The organism is Streptomyces sp. NBC_00631, from assembly GCF_045206895.1.
Classification (GTDB): Bacteria; Actinomycetota; Actinomycetes; order Streptomycetales; family Streptomycetaceae; genus Streptomyces.
Genome location: NZ_CP107734.1, coordinates 7522366 through 7537648, shown reverse-complemented (window position 1 = coordinate 7537648; position 15283 = coordinate 7522366). Strand labels below are relative to the sequence as shown.

Annotated in this window: 8 protein-coding genes; 7 read left to right on the top strand and 1 reads right to left on the bottom strand. The window is 72.0% G+C overall.

Features of this window, described 5'->3' with window-relative positions:
- Positions 1-70 precede the first annotated feature (70 nt).
- The 3 genes from OHB00_RS34815 to OHB00_RS34805 all read left to right on the top strand — a co-directional run bounded on the left by OHB00_RS34815 (position 71) and on the right by OHB00_RS34805 (position 4626).
- Complete coding sequence (locus tag OHB00_RS34815) at positions 71-586, top strand: DUF1990 family protein (protein WP_406440741.1); 516 nt, start codon at positions 71-73, stop codon at positions 584-586.
- A 106-nt stretch (positions 587-692) separates the two neighbouring features.
- The gene (locus OHB00_RS34810; RefSeq protein WP_406440739.1) at positions 693-1034 is read left to right on the top strand and encodes a trypco2 family protein; all 342 of its coding nucleotides are present in this window, start codon (positions 693-695) and stop codon (positions 1032-1034) included.
- Between the two features lie 4 nt (positions 1035-1038).
- A complete protein-coding gene (locus tag OHB00_RS34805) occupies positions 1039-4626 on the top strand; it encodes a hypothetical protein (RefSeq protein WP_406440738.1) in 3588 nt (1195 codons plus the stop codon).
- A gap of 51 nt (positions 4627-4677) precedes the next feature.
- On the opposite strand, the gene OHB00_RS34800 is transcribed toward OHB00_RS34805, so the two are convergent.
- Complete coding sequence (locus OHB00_RS34800) at positions 4678-7302, bottom strand: glycosyltransferase family 1 protein (protein WP_406440737.1); 2625 nt, start codon at positions 7300-7302, stop codon at positions 4678-4680.
- 528 nt (positions 7303-7830) lie between these two features.
- On the opposite strand from OHB00_RS34800, the gene OHB00_RS34795 reads away from it, so the two are divergent.
- The 4 genes from OHB00_RS34795 to glgB all read left to right on the top strand — a co-directional run bounded on the left by OHB00_RS34795 (position 7831) and on the right by glgB (position 15275).
- Positions 7831-9885, top strand: a complete 2055-nt coding sequence (locus OHB00_RS34795) for an alpha-1,4-glucan--maltose-1-phosphate maltosyltransferase (RefSeq protein ID WP_406440735.1) — start codon at positions 7831-7833, stop codon at positions 9883-9885.
- Complete coding sequence (gene treS, locus OHB00_RS34790) at positions 9882-11582, top strand: maltose alpha-D-glucosyltransferase (protein WP_406440734.1); 1701 nt, start codon at positions 9882-9884, stop codon at positions 11580-11582. The genes OHB00_RS34795 and treS overlap by 4 nt, the downstream gene beginning before the upstream one ends.
- Before the next feature lie 111 nt (positions 11583-11693).
- Positions 11694-13073 carry a maltokinase N-terminal cap-like domain-containing protein gene (locus tag OHB00_RS34785; protein ID WP_406440732.1) on the top strand — a complete coding sequence of 460 codons (1380 nt, stop codon included), beginning with the start codon at positions 11694-11696 and terminating at the stop codon, positions 13071-13073.
- A 27-nt stretch (positions 13074-13100) separates the two neighbouring features.
- The gene (glgB, locus tag OHB00_RS34780; protein ID WP_406446126.1) at positions 13101-15275 is read left to right on the top strand and encodes a 1,4-alpha-glucan branching enzyme; all 2175 of its coding nucleotides are present in this window, start codon (positions 13101-13103) and stop codon (positions 15273-15275) included.
- The last annotated feature ends 8 nt before the right edge of the window (positions 15276-15283 follow it).

Sequence of the window (15283 nt, the reverse complement as noted above, 5' to 3'; positions counted from 1 at the left end):
CCCGTCCCGAACGTCACGGGCGGGCCCCCGGGGAGAAGTCGTCCCGGGGGCCCGCCCTACGCTCTCTCCCATGTCCTTCACGTACGAGGCGGTCGGCGCCACTCGCGAGAACCTCGCCGCCTGCCCGCCGGGCTTCCGTCCGCTGCACGTGCGCACGCGCATAGGCGAGGGCCAGGAAGTCTTCCACCGGGCCGCCGAGGCGGTCCTCACCTGGGAACTCCACCGCGCCCTCGGCGTGGGGATCGACGCCGCCGCCGACCGCGCGGCCCCCGGCGTCGACGTCACCGTCACCCTGGCCGGCCTCCTCAAGGCCCCCTGCCGGATAGTCTGGACGGCCGAGGAGTCCCGGCGCGCCGGCTGGGCCTACGGCACCCTGCCCGGCCACCCCGAATGCGGCGAGGAGGCCTTCGTGGTCGACCGCACGGGCGACGGCACGGTCTGGCTCACGGTCGCGGCCTTCAGCAAGCCCGCCAAGTGGTACGCCCGCGCCGGCGGCGCGGCGACCCGGGGGTTGCAGCACGCATACGCCCGCCGGTGCGGCAAGGTGTTGCGCACGCTGTGCGGGGGTGGGGAGGATTCGCTCTGAAGGGGCTCCAGCGCCCCGTCGTTCTGGCACGCTGTCTCCCTGACCACGGGACGGACCGGAGCACCGGACGCACGGGGCGTCCGGGCCGCCGGTCAAGGGGGACGACATGCCGGAAGAGCTGGAACTGGCCGCGGCCGTAAGCCTGGTGCGTGACGAACTACTGAGTGCCTCGGCCACCGCGGCGCACGAGAACCTGCGCTTCGAAGTGGGCCCGATCGCCATGGAGTTCACGGTCGAACTGCGCCGGGACGTGAGGGCGAAGGCCGGATTCAAGGCGTGGGTGGTCGCGGCCGACGCCGAGGCGAACGCGGGCCGCACCCGCACCCACAAGGTGTCGCTGACCCTCACCCCGAAGCGGTCCGACGGCGGCCCCGTGGAGATCTCCCGGGACATACCGGACGACGGCGCCGGCACGGGGGCCCTGTTCGCGCCGCCCGATCCCTCCTGAGCACATGAACGGAAGCCGACTGGCCGCCGTCCGCACCAGCGTCGGGGGCAAGCACCCCCGCCTCAGTTCCGGCTGTGTGATCGCTCCCGGGCTGGTGCTGACGGCCGGCCACGCGCTGAACCCGCGGGGCGCGGCGATGGCCCCCGGTCAGGTGCACGTACAGGTGCAACTGCTCACCGTCGACCGGCTGGTGCCCGCGGAGGTGGTCTGGGACGGCCGCGGGGCGGGCCTGGACGCCGCCCTGCTGCGGGTGGCAGCGCGACACTGGCCACGGGACATCGTCGACGCGCCGGTCCGTTTCGGGCAGTTCGCCACCCTGCGTGCCGGGCAGGCCGCCGGCACGCTCGGCTTCACCTGGGTACCGGGTGCGCGGCGCGCCGACCAGTTGGAGACCGCCCAGGTCTCCGGCAAGGTCAGCCCCGGCGACGGCATGATCGGCGGGCACTGGCACCTGACCGTCGACCTGGCGCCCGTCAGCCTCGGCGACTCTCCGTGGCACGGCATGTCCGGATCCGCCCTGTGGAGCGGGCAGCTCCTGTGCGGGGTCGTGGTGGTGGACCTCGCGCACTGGCAGCACGGCAAGCTCCAGGCCGTACCCGCGCACCGGCTGCTGCGCGAGCCGACGCTGCGGGCGCTGCTGGCCGGGGAGCTGGGGTACGTGCCGATCGCCGAGGCCGTGGAGCTGGAGGCCCTGTGCGAACCGGCGGTGCCCAGCCGCAGCCCGCGCCTGCCGTCGGAACTGCTCCGCCCGCAGGCCGAGGCGGTGCCCTTCACGGGCCGCGCCGACAGTCTCGCCGAGTTCCAGGACTGGTGCACGGAAGGCGGCGGCTTCACCACCCGGCTGATCACGGGCCGGGGCGGCCAGGGCAAGTCACGGTTCGCCCGGGAGTTGTCGGTGACCATGGCCGGCCGCGGCTGGCTGACCGCGCAGCTACGCGAGTCCGGCACCGAACGGGCCGAACTGGTACGGGGGTTACGGGCACTGACGGCGGTCGACCGGCGCATGCTGCTGGTGATGGACTACGCCGAGACCAGCCCCGAACTGGTCGGCAACGTCCTGGAGACCCTCCAGGCGCGCGGCGGCCACCATCCGGTGCGCATGGTGCTCATCGCCCGGAGCGCGGGCGAGTGGTGGGAGCAGTTGCCGGGTGCGACGCCGCGCAGCGCCGGCGTGCTCAGCGGGGCCCGCACGGTGGAGCTGACGGATCTGGCGCCGACGCCGGCCGAGCGCGCCCGGATGTACCGGGCGGCGGTGCGGGCGCTGGCCCGTCGGCTGCCCGCACTGCGGGACCTGCCGGAGTACGCCCGGGTCGACTGGGCCGGAGTCGAACGCGCGGTGTCGTCGGCCGGGACGAACCGCCGGTTCACCGACGGCTCCGCGCTGCATCTCCAGATGCGGGCCCTGCTGGACCTGCTGACCGCGGCCGACCGCCAGATCGCCACCGGCAGGGCGCGCCCGCCCCGGGACAACGGCAGGGAGCCGGACGTCCAGGCGGAGCTCCTCGGCCACGAACGGCGGTACTGGCAGCGCACCGCGGGCTCCTGGCCGAAGCTGGAGGGGGTCGGCCAGGCAGCCCTGCAGGACGCGGTGGCGGTGGCCACGCTGACCCGGGCGGCCGACCGGGAGCGTGCCGCCGAGTTGCTCGCCACCCTTCCCGGCCTCGCGGGCGACCGGAGCACGGCGGCGGCGGAGTGGCTGCACGAGCTGTACCCGTCGGCCGAGGGGACGTACTGGGGATCGCTGGAGCCGGACCTGCTGGGCGAGTACCAGGTGGCACTGCGCACCCGGGAGAACCACCACCTGCTGCCCGGGCTGCTGCCGGGTCTCGACGGCCGGGAGGCCGAGCGGGCCCTGACCGTGCTGGCCCGGGCAGCGGCCCAGCCGGCCTGTCCGCACCCGGAGCTGGCCGCCCAGGTCGCCGAACTGATCGTCGGCCATCCGCGGGTCCTCGCCGTTCCGGCGGTCGCGGTGGCCGGACGCTCGGAGAACCCCGGCTTCCTGCTGGAGGCGCTGCGGCGGCTGGCCGAGCGGACGGATCTCCCCCTCGACCTGATGGAACTCGTGCACGCCGCGGTGCCCGAGCGCAGCAGGCTGCTGGGCGAGCAGGCCCTGGCGATCGCGGCCCGACTGGCCCGGGCCCGCCGGATCCGGACCCACCTCTCGGGCGGGGCGGTGGCCCCGGCGGCCGTGCGGGCGGAACTGGCGCGCGCCGAGCACAATCTCGCGGTCCGGCTGACCGCCGTACACCGTTGGGAGGAGGCCGTGGAGTCGAGCGGCCGGGCAGTCCGGCTCTACCGTGGCCTCGCCCGCGGCCACCCGGAGGAGTATCTGCCCCTGCTGGCCGAGTCGCTCGGGGTCCGCTGGGCCGCGCTCTCCGCACTCGGCCGGTACCAGGAGGCGCTCGGGGACTGCGCGGAGGCGATCCGGGTCAACCGGCGGCTGGTGGCGGACGAGACGGGCCACCCCGACCACGCCGGGCTGATGCCTCACCGGGCCCGGCTGGCCCAGGCGCTCAGCAACCTCTCGGTGGTCCTGGCCGCCCGCGACATGCGGTACGAGGCGCTGGTCGCGGCCGAGGAGGCCGTGGAGATCCTGGAGCGGCTGGTCCACGAGCGTCCCACCCGACAGCATCTGGCCCTGCTCGCCGGGGCGCTGCACAACCTGGCCAATCGCCGTTCACCGGGGAACAGTGCCCTGAAGACGGCGACGCATGCCGTGCTGATCCGGCGCCGCCTGGCCCAGACGCATCCGGACATGTATCTGCCGGGTCTCATGGAGTCGCTGCACAACCAGGCGCTGGAACTGGCAGCACTGAGCCGGTACTCGGCGGCCCGCAGGGTGGTCGACGAATGTCTGCGCGTGACGTTGCAGTTCGTCGCGGACCAGCCGGCCATCTACCGTCCGCTGCTGGCTCAGGTGCTGCGGACCAGGGCCGGTGTGCTCAACAAGCTCGGCGGGCGCATCGAGGCGGCCCGGACCGTCCACCGGGCCGTGCTGCTCTACCGTGAGCTGGCCCGGGAACACCCCGAGGAGTTCGCGGCGGACCTGGAGGCGACGCTGCGGCAGGCCGCATGGGTGAGCTGGGACGCGTTCGAGAACTGGGACAGGGAGAGCGGGGCGCTGCGCTGGCAGACGCTGCTCACCGAAGCCAACGGCTTCGCGGCCGACCGCCGGGCCCGGGCGAGGCTGAGGCAGCTGCGCGACAGCCGCAGGAACCGCTTCTGGGCGCGGACACGCCAGCTGGCCGGAACACGTCTGCGGGTGGAACGCAGGTCCGCGACGGGACGGGCGGCGTGGCTGCCTCGTTTCACGGCGGGGCTGAGGGTGCCCCGGCTGAGCGTCACTCCGCCGGTGGACGAGGAGACCCGCGACCGCATGGCGTTCCGCGAACTCCTCGCCTACGGGGACCTGCTCCGAAAACCCCCGGCCGACGATCCGGATCTGCCGGATCTGCCCGCTCCGTCGGACGCACCGCGCATGCTCGTGCGTGACGGCCTCACCTGGGCACGGGAACTCGGTGCGGAGCTCCTTGAGGAACTGGCGGAACTCGGCCCCCTGCACTACGAGGAGGACGAGGGCGAGCACCTCTGACACCGGGGTGCGGTCCGGGGACGGAAAGCCCCGCGGACCGCACCCCCGGGGTCACCGCATCAGCACCCCGGCCCCCGCCACCGCGCCCTGCGAAGGCACCACCACCAGCCCCAGTTCCGCGCCGGACGCCAGCAGGCGGTGGGCGGGGAGGATGCGGACCGTGTAGCCGTAGGGGCCCGTGCGGTCCAGGGACAGGGGGCCCTCGTAGGTCCAGTGGCCCTCCAGGTCCGGGCCGGCGGTCGGCTTCAGCGGGACGGTCGTCGCGTCCGTGATGCGGTCCTCGGGGTCGACCCGGCCGGAGACGGCCTGGACCTCCACGTCGTCGGGGGCGAGGTCGCCGAGGCGGACGCGGACGCGCACGGCGAGGGTGGTGCCCAGTTCGGCGGTGGCCGTGGCGGTGGCCGTCTCCACGTGGTCCACCGAGACGCCGTGCCAGGCCGCCCGCACCCTGCCCTTCCAGGCGGACAGTTCCCGGGCGGTGTCCGGCGTCATGGCCCGGTGGGCGTGGGCCGCCGGGGTGTAGAGGCGCTCCACGTACTCCCGGACCATGCGGCCCGCCAGCACCTTGGGCCCCAGCAGGGTCAGGGTCTGCCGGACCATCTCGATCCAGCGGTCCGGCAGCCCGCTGCGGCCGCGCTCGTAGAAGCGCGGGGTCACCCGCTGCTCCAGCAGGTCGTACAGCGCGGCGGCCTCGATGTCGTCCCGGCGGTCCGGATCGGTGCCGGCGCCGTCCGCCGTCGGGATCGCCCAGCCGAAGTCCGGCTGGAACCATTCGTCCCACCAACCGTCCAGGACCGAGAGGTTGAGGCCGCCGTTGAGCGCCGCCTTCATCCCGCTCGTCCCGCACGCCTCCAGCGGGCGCAGCGGGTTGTTCAGCCAGATGTCACAGCCGGACAGGAGCTTCTGCGCCATCGCCATGCCGTAGTCGGGCAGGAAGACGATCCGGTGGCGGACGCGCGGATCGTCGGCGAACCGGACGAGTTCCTGCACCAGCCGCTTGCCGCCGTCGTCCGCCGGATGCGCCTTTCCGGCCACCACGATCTGGATCGGGCGGTCCGGATGCAGAAGCAGCTCCATCAGCCGGTCGCGGTCGCGCAGCATGAGCGTGAGGCGCTTGTACGACGGGACGCGCCGGGCGAACCCGATGGTGAGGACGTCCGGGTCCAGGGCGCTGTCGATCCAGCCCAGCTCGGCCGTACCGGCGCCGCGTTGCCGCCAGGACGCCCGAAGCCGCTCCCGCACCTCCAGCACCAGCTGCTCGCGCAGGCTGCGGCGCAGCTCCCAGATCTCCTGGTCGGCGATCTGGGCGACCGCGTCCCAGCGCTGCGGGCCGCCGACGGTCAGGGCCTCCTCGGCACGGCGGTCGCCGAGTTGCCGGGCGCCCAGCCGGACCACCTCGGGGGCCACCCAGGTCGGGGCGTGCACCCCGTTCGTCACGGAGGTGATGGGCACCTCGTCGGGGTCGAACCCCGGCCAGAGCCCGGCGAACATCTCCCGGCTGACGTTGCCGTGCAGCAGCGAGACCCCGTTGGCGCGCTGGGCGAGCCGCAGCCCCATCACCGCCATGTTGAAGAGGTTGGGTTCGCCGCCCGGGTAGGTCTCCATGCCGAGCCGCAGGATGTGCTCCACCCCGATCCCGGGGAGTTCGGCGTCGGCACCGAAGTGGTGGGCGACCAGCTCACGGTCGAAGCGGTCGATACCGGCCGGGACGGGCGTGTGCGTCGTGAAGACCGTACCGGCCCGGACCGCCTCCAGCGCGGAGTCGAAGTCCAGCCCGCCGGCGGCCAGTTCGGCGATCCGCTCCAGGCCCAGGAAGCCGGCGTGGCCCTCGTTGGTGTGGAACACCTCCGGCTCGGGGTGGCCGGTCAGCCGGCAGTACGTCCGTACGGCCCGCACACCCCCTATGCCGAGCAGCATCTCCTGGAGCAGCCGGTGCTCGCTGCCGCCGCCGTAGAGCCGGTCGGTGACCCCGCGTTCGCCGACGTCGTTCTCCTCCACGTCCGAGTCCAGCATCAGCAGCGGCACCCTGCCGACCTGGGCCAGCCAGATGCGGGCGCGCAGCAGTCTGCCGCCGGGCAGCGCGAGGGAGACGTGCGCCGGGGTGCCGTCGGCCTCCTTCAGGAGGGCCACGGGGAGTTCGTTGGGGTCGAGGACGGGATAGTGCTCCTGCTGCCAGCCGTCCCGGGACAGGGTCTGCCGGAAGTAGCCGTGCCGGTAGAGCAGGCCGACGCCGATCAGGGGGACACCGAGGTCGCTGGCCGACTTGAGATGGTCGCCGGCGAGGATGCCGAGGCCGCCGGAGTACTGGGGCAGGGCGGCCGTGATGCCGAACTCGGGTGAGAAGTAGGCGACGGCGGCCGGGAGTTCGGCGGACCGCTCCCCCGACTGGTACCAGCGGTCGCCGGTCACATAGTCACTCAGGTCGTCGGCGACCGCGGTCAGCCGGCGCAGGAAGCGACGGTCACCGGCCAGCTCGGCGAGGCGCGTCGGCGGCACACTGCCGAGCAGCCGCACCGGGTCGCCCTCGGAGGCGGCCCAGCGCTCGGGGTCGACGGTCTGGAAGAGGTCACGGGTCTCGGCGTGCCAGGACCAGCGCAGGTTACGGGCCAGGTCGCTGAGGGGGCGGAGGGGGTCGGGGAGAACGGGACGGACGGTGAACCGACGGATCGCCTTCACATTCCACTCCACGCGTTCGCGGTGAGAGCCGTACGGCGGTGTGCGGCTCGGCGTCTCTCCGACAGTACCGGTGCCGGGGTACCGCTGGGGGCTGCCGCCCCCAGTCCCCCGCTTCGACCTGAACGGCCCAGTCCTGGGCGAAAACAAGCCGAACCGCGTCGCACGCCCTTCCGGCCCTGGTCGCCAAGTCCCTGATTGCGGAGGCCGCGAGCGGGAAGGTGTCCGGGGCGGAGCCGGGATCGCCGAACGGACTCCTCCGGGTGCCGGAGTCCTGAAGCGGTTTCCGGTGTGCGATCGCGCCACCGGCTCCGTTCGCCGCGAACGGGGCCGGTCTTGTGCGTAGACATACGGCTGAGTAGTTAACAAAGTGCCGGATTGCCCACCCGAATAGGGTGGGAAGGCTCCTCCGGTACACCCCACAGACACAGGACTGACACCAGGCAGCGGTACAACACCAGGTACACCCCGCAGGACCCACCTCCCCACCACCCATCCGCCCACACCCAGTTGCCGCGGACAGGAGCGGTCATGCCCGCCACGCACCATTCCTCAGCACCTCCGACCCGGCGCACGTCACCCGGCGCGCCACCCCCCGCGGACGAGGCCACCGCCGTCGGCCGCATACCCGTCCTCGACGTCCGCCCGCTGATCCAGCAGGGGCGCAGGCCCGCCAAAGCGGTCACCGGGGAGTCGTTCGAGGTCACCGCCACCGTCTTCCGCGAGGGCCATGACGCCGTCGCCGCCAATGTCGTCCTGAAGGACCCGAAGGGCCGACCCGGCCCCTGGACCCCGATGCGGGAGCTCGCCCCCGGTACCGACCGCTGGGGAGCCACCGTCACCGTCGACGGGAAACCGGGCCGCTGGACCTACCAGGTCGAGGCATGGGGAGATCCCGTCACCACCTGGCGCCACCACGCCCGGATCAAGATCCCGGCGGGCATCGACACCGATCTGGTCCTGGAGGAGGGCGCCCGGCTCTACGAACGGGCCGCCGCCGGGGTCCCGAAGGCAAAGAAGCGGGAAATCCTGCTGACCGCGGCCGCCGCCCTCCGCGACGAGGAACAGCCCGCCCCCTGGCGCCTGGCCGCCGCCCTCACGCCCGAGATCGACAAGGTGCTGGCCCGCCATCCGCTGCGGGAGCTGGTGACCGTCTCCGAGCCGCTGCCGCTGCTCGTCGAGCGCGAACGGGCCCTGTACGGCTCCTGGTACGAGTTCTTCCCCCGCTCCGAGGGCACACCCGAACGGCCCCACGGCACGTTCCGGACAGCCGCCCGCCGCCTGCCGAAGATCGCCGAGATGGGCTTCGACGTCGTCTACCTCCCCCCGATCCACCCCATCGGCACCACCTTCCGCAAGGGCCGCAACAACACCCTGGACCCCGCACCGGACGACGTCGGGGTGCCCTGGGCGATCGGCTCACCCGAAGGCGGGCACGACGCCGTCCACCCGGACCTGGGCACGATCGAGGACTTCCAGTGGTTCGTGGCCGAGGCCGGCCGCCACGGCCTGGAGATCGCCCTGGACTTCGCACTGCAGTGCTCCCCCGACCACCCCTGGGTGCAGAAGCATCCCGACTGGTTCCACCACCGGCCCGACGGCACCATCGCCTACGCCGAGAACCCGCCCAAGAAGTACCAGGACATCTACCCCGTCGCCTTCGACGCCGACATGCCCGGGCTGATCGCCGAGACCGTCCGGGTGCTGCGGCACTGGATGGACTGCGGAGTACGGATCTTCCGCGTCGACAACCCGCACACCAAACCGGTGGTCTTCTGGGAACGGGTCATCGCGGACATCAACCGCACCGACCCCGACGTGATCTTCCTCGCCGAGGCCTTCACCCGCCCCGCGATGATGCGCACCCTCGCCCAGATCGGCTTCCAGCAGTCCTACACCTACTTCACCTGGCGCACCAGCAAACAGGAACTCACCGACTACCTCACCGAACTCTCCGGCGAGTCCGCCGCCTACATGCGGCCCAACTTCTTCGCCAACACCCCCGACATCCTGCACGCCTACCTCCAGCACGGCCACCGCCCCGCCTTCGAGGCCCGGGCCGTGCTCGCCGCCACCCTCTCCCCCACCTGGGGCATCTACAGCGGCTACGAACTCTGCGAGAACACCCCCCTCAAAGAAGGCAGCGAGGAATACCTCGACTCCGAGAAGTACCAGCTCAAACCCCGCGACTGGACCCTCGCCGACACCGACGGCATCGCACCCCTCATCACCCGCCTCAACACCGTCCGGCGGAGCAGCCCGGCCCTGCGGCAGTTGCGCGACCTCCACTTCCACCACGCCGACCAGGAAGCGGTGATCGTCTACAGCAAGCGAAGCGGATCGAACACGGTTCTGGTGGTCGTCAACCTCGACCCCCACCACACCCAGGAGGCCACGGTCTCGTTGGACATGCCGCAACTCGGCCTGAACTGGCACGAGTCGGTGCCGGTGCGCGACGAGCTCACCGGTGAAACCTACAACTGGGGCAGGGCCAACTATGTGCGCCTGGAACCGGGTCACCGGCCCGCGCACATCCTCACCGTCCTGCGACCGTCCCCGCGGATCGGAGGGTCACCCATACAATGATCGTCAACGAACCCGTCCCGGACACCTTCGAGGACACACCGGCGAAGGACCGGGACCCGGACTGGTTCAAACGCGCCGTCTTCTACGAGGTCCTGGTCCGCTCGTTCCAGGACAGCAACGGCGACGGCATCGGCGACCTCAAGGGCCTGACCGCCAAGCTCGACTATCTGCAGTGGCTCGGCGTCGACTGCCTCTGGCTGCCGCCCTTCTTCAAGTCCCCGCTCCGGGACGGCGGTTACGACGTCTCCGACTACACCGCCGTACTCCCCGAGTTCGGTGACCTCGCCGACTTCGTGGAGTTCGTCGACGCCGCCCACCAGCGCGGCATGCGCGTCATCATCGACTTCGTCATGAACCACACCAGCGACCAGCACCCGTGGTTCCAGGAGTCCCGGAAGGACCCCGACGGGCCGTACGGGGACTACTACGTCTGGGCTGACGACGACAAGCAGTACCAGGGCGCGCGGATCATCTTCGTCGACACCGAGGTCTCCAACTGGACCTACGACCCGGTGCGCAAGCAGTACTACTGGCACCGGTTCTTCTCGCACCAGCCGGACCTCAACTACGAGAACCCGGCCGTCCAGGAGGAGATCCTCTCCGCGCTCCGCTTCTGGTTGGACCTGGGCATCGACGGCTTCCGGCTGGACGCGGTGCCGTACCTCTACCAGCGCGAGGGCACCAACTGCGAGAACCTCCCCGCGACCCACAACTTCCTGAAGCGGGTGCGCAAGGAGATCGACTCCCAGTACCCGGACACCGTGCTGCTGGCGGAGGCGAACCAGTGGCCGGAGGACGTCGTCGACTACTTCGGCGACTACGAGAAGGGGGGCGACGAATGCCACATGGCGTTCCACTTCCCCGTCATGCCGCGGATCTTCATGGCCGTACGCCGGGAATCCCGCTACCCCGTCTCGGAGATCCTCGCCAAGACCCCCGCCATCCCCTCCGGCTGCCAGTGGGGCATCTTCCTGCGCAACCACGACGAACTGACCCTCGAAATGGTCACCGACGAGGAACGCGACTACATGTGGGCCGAGTACGCGAAAGACCCGCGTATGCGCGCCAACATCGGCATCCGCCGCCGCCTCGCCCCCCTCCTGGACAACGACCGCAACCAGATCGAGCTGTTCACCGCACTGCTGCTCTCCCTGCCCGGCTCGCCGATCCTCTACTACGGCGACGAGATCGGCATGGGCGACAACATCTGGCTCGGCGACCGGGACGCCGTCCGCACCCCCATGCAGTGGACCCCCGACCGCAACGCCGGATTCTCCTCCTGCGACCCCGGACGCCTCTACCTGCCGACCATCATGGACCCCGTCCACGGCTACCAGGTCACCAACGTCGAGGCCTCCATGTCCTCGCCGTCCTCCCTGCTGCACTGGACCCGCCGGATGATCGAGATCCGCAAGCAGAACCCCGCCTTCGGGCTGGGGTCCTACACCGAGCTGCAGTCGTCGAACCCGGCGGTGATCGCGTTCCTGCGGGAGTACGAGGACGACCTGGTCCTCTGCGTGCACAACTTCTCCCGGTTCGCCCAGCCGACGGAGCTGGACCTCAGACGCTTCAACGGCCGGCATCCGGTGGAGCTGTTCGGCGGGGTCCGGTTCCCGGCGATCGGCGAGCTGCCCTACCTGCTCACCCTGGCCGGGCACGGCTTCTACTGGTTCCGGCTGCGCGCGGACGCGGCCTAGGACAGCGGACCCGGCACGGTCCACCCCGGGCGGCGGCGGTTGGTTTCCTCCGGCCCGCCCGGGGCACGCATCAGTAACGCCCCCGACGACCCGGGGAAAGGACGTACCGCCATGGCGGAAACGGTCAGCCCCTCCACGCCCGCTCTTCTCGCCTCGCTCGACCCCCTGCTGCGCGAGTGGCTGCCCCGGCAGCGCTGGTTCGCCGGCAAGGGGTCCCCGGTCACCGGCTTCTCCCCGGTGGCCGAGACCGAACTCCTGCCCTCGGACGGCGGGCTGGGCCTGCGCCATCTGCTGGTCCGCGCCCATCAGCCGCCCGCCCCGGCCGAGGCCGGCGACTGCTACCAGCTCCTCATAGGCGTGCGCGAGGCGCTGCCACCCCGGCTGGCGCCCGCGCTGATCGGACACGTGACCGAGGGCCCGCTGGCCGGACAGACGGTCTACGACGCCCTGTACGACCCCCGGCCCGCCGAGATGCTCCTGGAGGCCCTGCGCACCCGGGCCCGGATCGGCGGACTGCGCTTCGAGAGCGACCCAAGCCAGGAGATACGCGACGGGCTGGTGGCCCGGCTGATGACCGGCGAGCAGTCCAATTCCTCGGTCGTCTACGGAGATACGTTCATCCTGAAGCTGTTGCGCCGGGTGGTGCCCGGCGTCAACCCCGACCTGGAGATCCCCCTGGCCCTGGCCCGCGAGGGCTGCGCCCGGGTGCCCGCGCCGACGGCCTGGCTGCGGGCGGAGCCGGCCGACAAACCCGGCGAGCCGTACGTCCTGGCCGTCCTGCAGCCCTTCGTGCGCGGCGCGACCGACGGCTGGGAGCTGGCGCTGCGCGAGCTGGCGAAGGGCGAGGACTTCGCGGCCGAGGCGCGGGCGCTGGGGCGGGCCACCGCCGAGGTGCACATGGCGCTGGCCCGGGCACTGCCGACCGTGACCGTCGGCCACAGCCAGCTGGAGCCGCAGGTCGCGGGCATGGTCGAGCGGCTGGCGGCGGCCGTGCAGGCGGTGCCGGCGCTGCGGCCGTACGAGGACGGGCTGCGGTCCGCCTACACCGCGCTGGGCGACCTGGCCGCCGAGGGCCGTACCTGGACCGCCCAGCGGGTCCACGGCGACCTGCACCTGGGGCAGTGCCTGCGCGCACCGTCCGGGGAGTGGTCGCTGATCGACTTCGAGGGGGAGCCGGCCCGCCCGCTGGCCGAGCGCCGGATGCCGCAGCCGCCGGTGCGGGACATCGCCGGGATGCTGCGCTCCTTCGACTACGCGGCCCACTCGGTGACCCCGCCGGCCCCCGGCTGGGCGCGGGTGTGCCGGGCGGCCTACTGTTCCGGCTACGCCGAGATCACCGGCGTCGACCCGCGCACCGATCCCGTCCTGCTGCGGGCCTACGAGACCGACAAGGCCGTCTACGAGGTCGTCTACGAGGCCCGGCACCGCCCCGACTGGCTTCCCGTCCCACTGTCGGCCGTACACCGCCTGGCCACCTCCGACCCGACCTGATCTCCGGGAGACGCGTCCGTGACCTCCATGAACCCCGTGTCCGTAGCCCCCGGCGACCGCGAACGGCTGCTGCAGGGCACCCATCACGACCCGCACTCGGTGCTGGGCGCGCATCCCGTCCCGGGCGGGATCGCCGTCCGCGCGTTCCGCCCGTACGCCCGCGCGGTGACGGCCGTGGCGGGGAAGGGTCTGCGGGCCGCGCTGCACGACGACGGCGACGGTTTCTTCTCCGCGCTGCTGCCCGTCTCCGAGGTGCCGGTCTACCGGCTGCTGGTGGAGTACGAGGGGACGGTCCAGGAGACCGAGGACGCGTACCGCTTCCTGCCCACCCTCGGCGATCTGGACCTGCACCTGATCGGCGAGGGCCGGCACGAGCGGCTGTGGGAGGTGCTCGGTGCGCGTCCGACGACCCACCAGGGCGTGCCGGGCACCCGGTTCTCGGTGTGGGCGCCGAACGCGCGGGGGGTGCGGCTGGCCGGGGGTTTCAACTTCTGGGACGGCACCGGGTACCCGATGCGCTCGCTCGGCTCCTCGGGGATCTGGGAGCTGTTCCTGCCGGGTGTCGGCGCGGGCGAGCTGTACAAGTTCGACATCACCCGCCCGGACGGCTCCCGGACGCTGCGGGCGGATCCGATGGCCCGGCACACGGAGGTGCCGCCGCAGACGTCGTCGATCGTGCACGCCTCCCATCACGAGTGGACGGACGCGGAGTGGATGGCGCACCGGGGCGACACCCCCGTCCACGAGGCCCCCTTCTCGGTCTACGAGGTGCACCTGCCGTCCTGGCGCCCCGGCCTGACCTACCGCGAACTGGCCGAGCAACTGCCCGCCTACGTCGCCGACCTGGGCTTCACGCATGTGGAGCTGATGCCGGTCGCCGAGCATCCCTTCGGCGGCTCCTGGGGCTACCAGGTCACCGGCTTCTACGCGCCGACGGCCCGGCTCGGCACCCCCGACGACTTCAAGCACCTGGTCGACGCCCTGCACCGGGCGGGCATCGGGGTGCTGATGGACTGGGTGCCGGCGCACTTCCCGCGGGACGACTGGGCGCTCGCGGAGTTCGACGGCCGCCCGCTGTACGAGCACGCCGACCCGCTCCGCGCCGCGCACCCCGACTGGGGCACCCTGGAGTTCGACTTCGGCCGCCGTGAGGTGCGCAACTTCCTGGTGGCGAACGCCGTGTACTGGTGCGAGGAGTTCCACATCGACGGGCTGCGGGTGGACGCGGTCGCCTCGATGCTCTACCTCGACTACTCGCGCGAGCCGGGTCAGTGGACGCCGAACGAGCACGGCGGCCGGGAGAACCTGGACGCGGTGGCGTTCCTGCAGGAGATGAACGCGACGGTCTACCGCCGGGCGCCGGGCGTGGTGACGATCGCGGAGGAGTCGACGGCCTGGGAGGGCGTGACCCGCCCCACCGACAGCGGCGGTCTCGGCTTCGGGCTGAAGTGGAACATGGGCTGGATGCACGACTCGCTGGAGTACATGTCCCATGAGCCGGTGCACCGCAGGTACCACCACCACGAGATGACCTTCTCGATGGTGTACGCGTACAGCGAGAACTACGTCCTGCCCATATCCCACGACGAGGTCGTGCACGGCAAGCGCTCGCTCGTCTCGAAGATGCCGGGCGACTGGTGGCAGCAGCGCGCCGACGACCGTGCCTACCTGGCCTTCATGTGGGCCCACCCGGGCAAGCAACTGCTCTTCATGGGACAGGAGTTCGCCCAGGGCGCGGAGTGGTCGGAGGCGACCGGCCCCGACTGGTGGCTCCTCGACCCCGGCTATGGCGCCGAGGCCGACCACCGGGGCGTGCGTGACCTGGTCCGCGACCTCAACACGGTGTACCGGGCGACCCCGGCCCTGTGGCAGCGGGACACGGCACCCGCCGGTTTCCAGTGGATCGTGGGGGACGCGGCGGAGGACAACGTCTTCGCCTTCCTCCGCCTGGACGCCGAGGGCACGCCCCTGCTCTCCGTCTCCAACCTCTCCTCCGTCGTCCGCCACGACTACCGCCTCGGCGTCCCGGACGAGATCCCCGCCTGGCACGAGACCCTCAACACGGACGCGACGGCCTACGGCGGCAGCGGCGTCACCAACCCCGACCCGGTGAAGCCGGAGCCGCAGAGCGCCCATGGCCGCCCGGCAAGCATCCGCCTGACCCTGCCGCCGCTGGCCACGGTGTGGCTGCGGCCGGCGTAGGACCATCG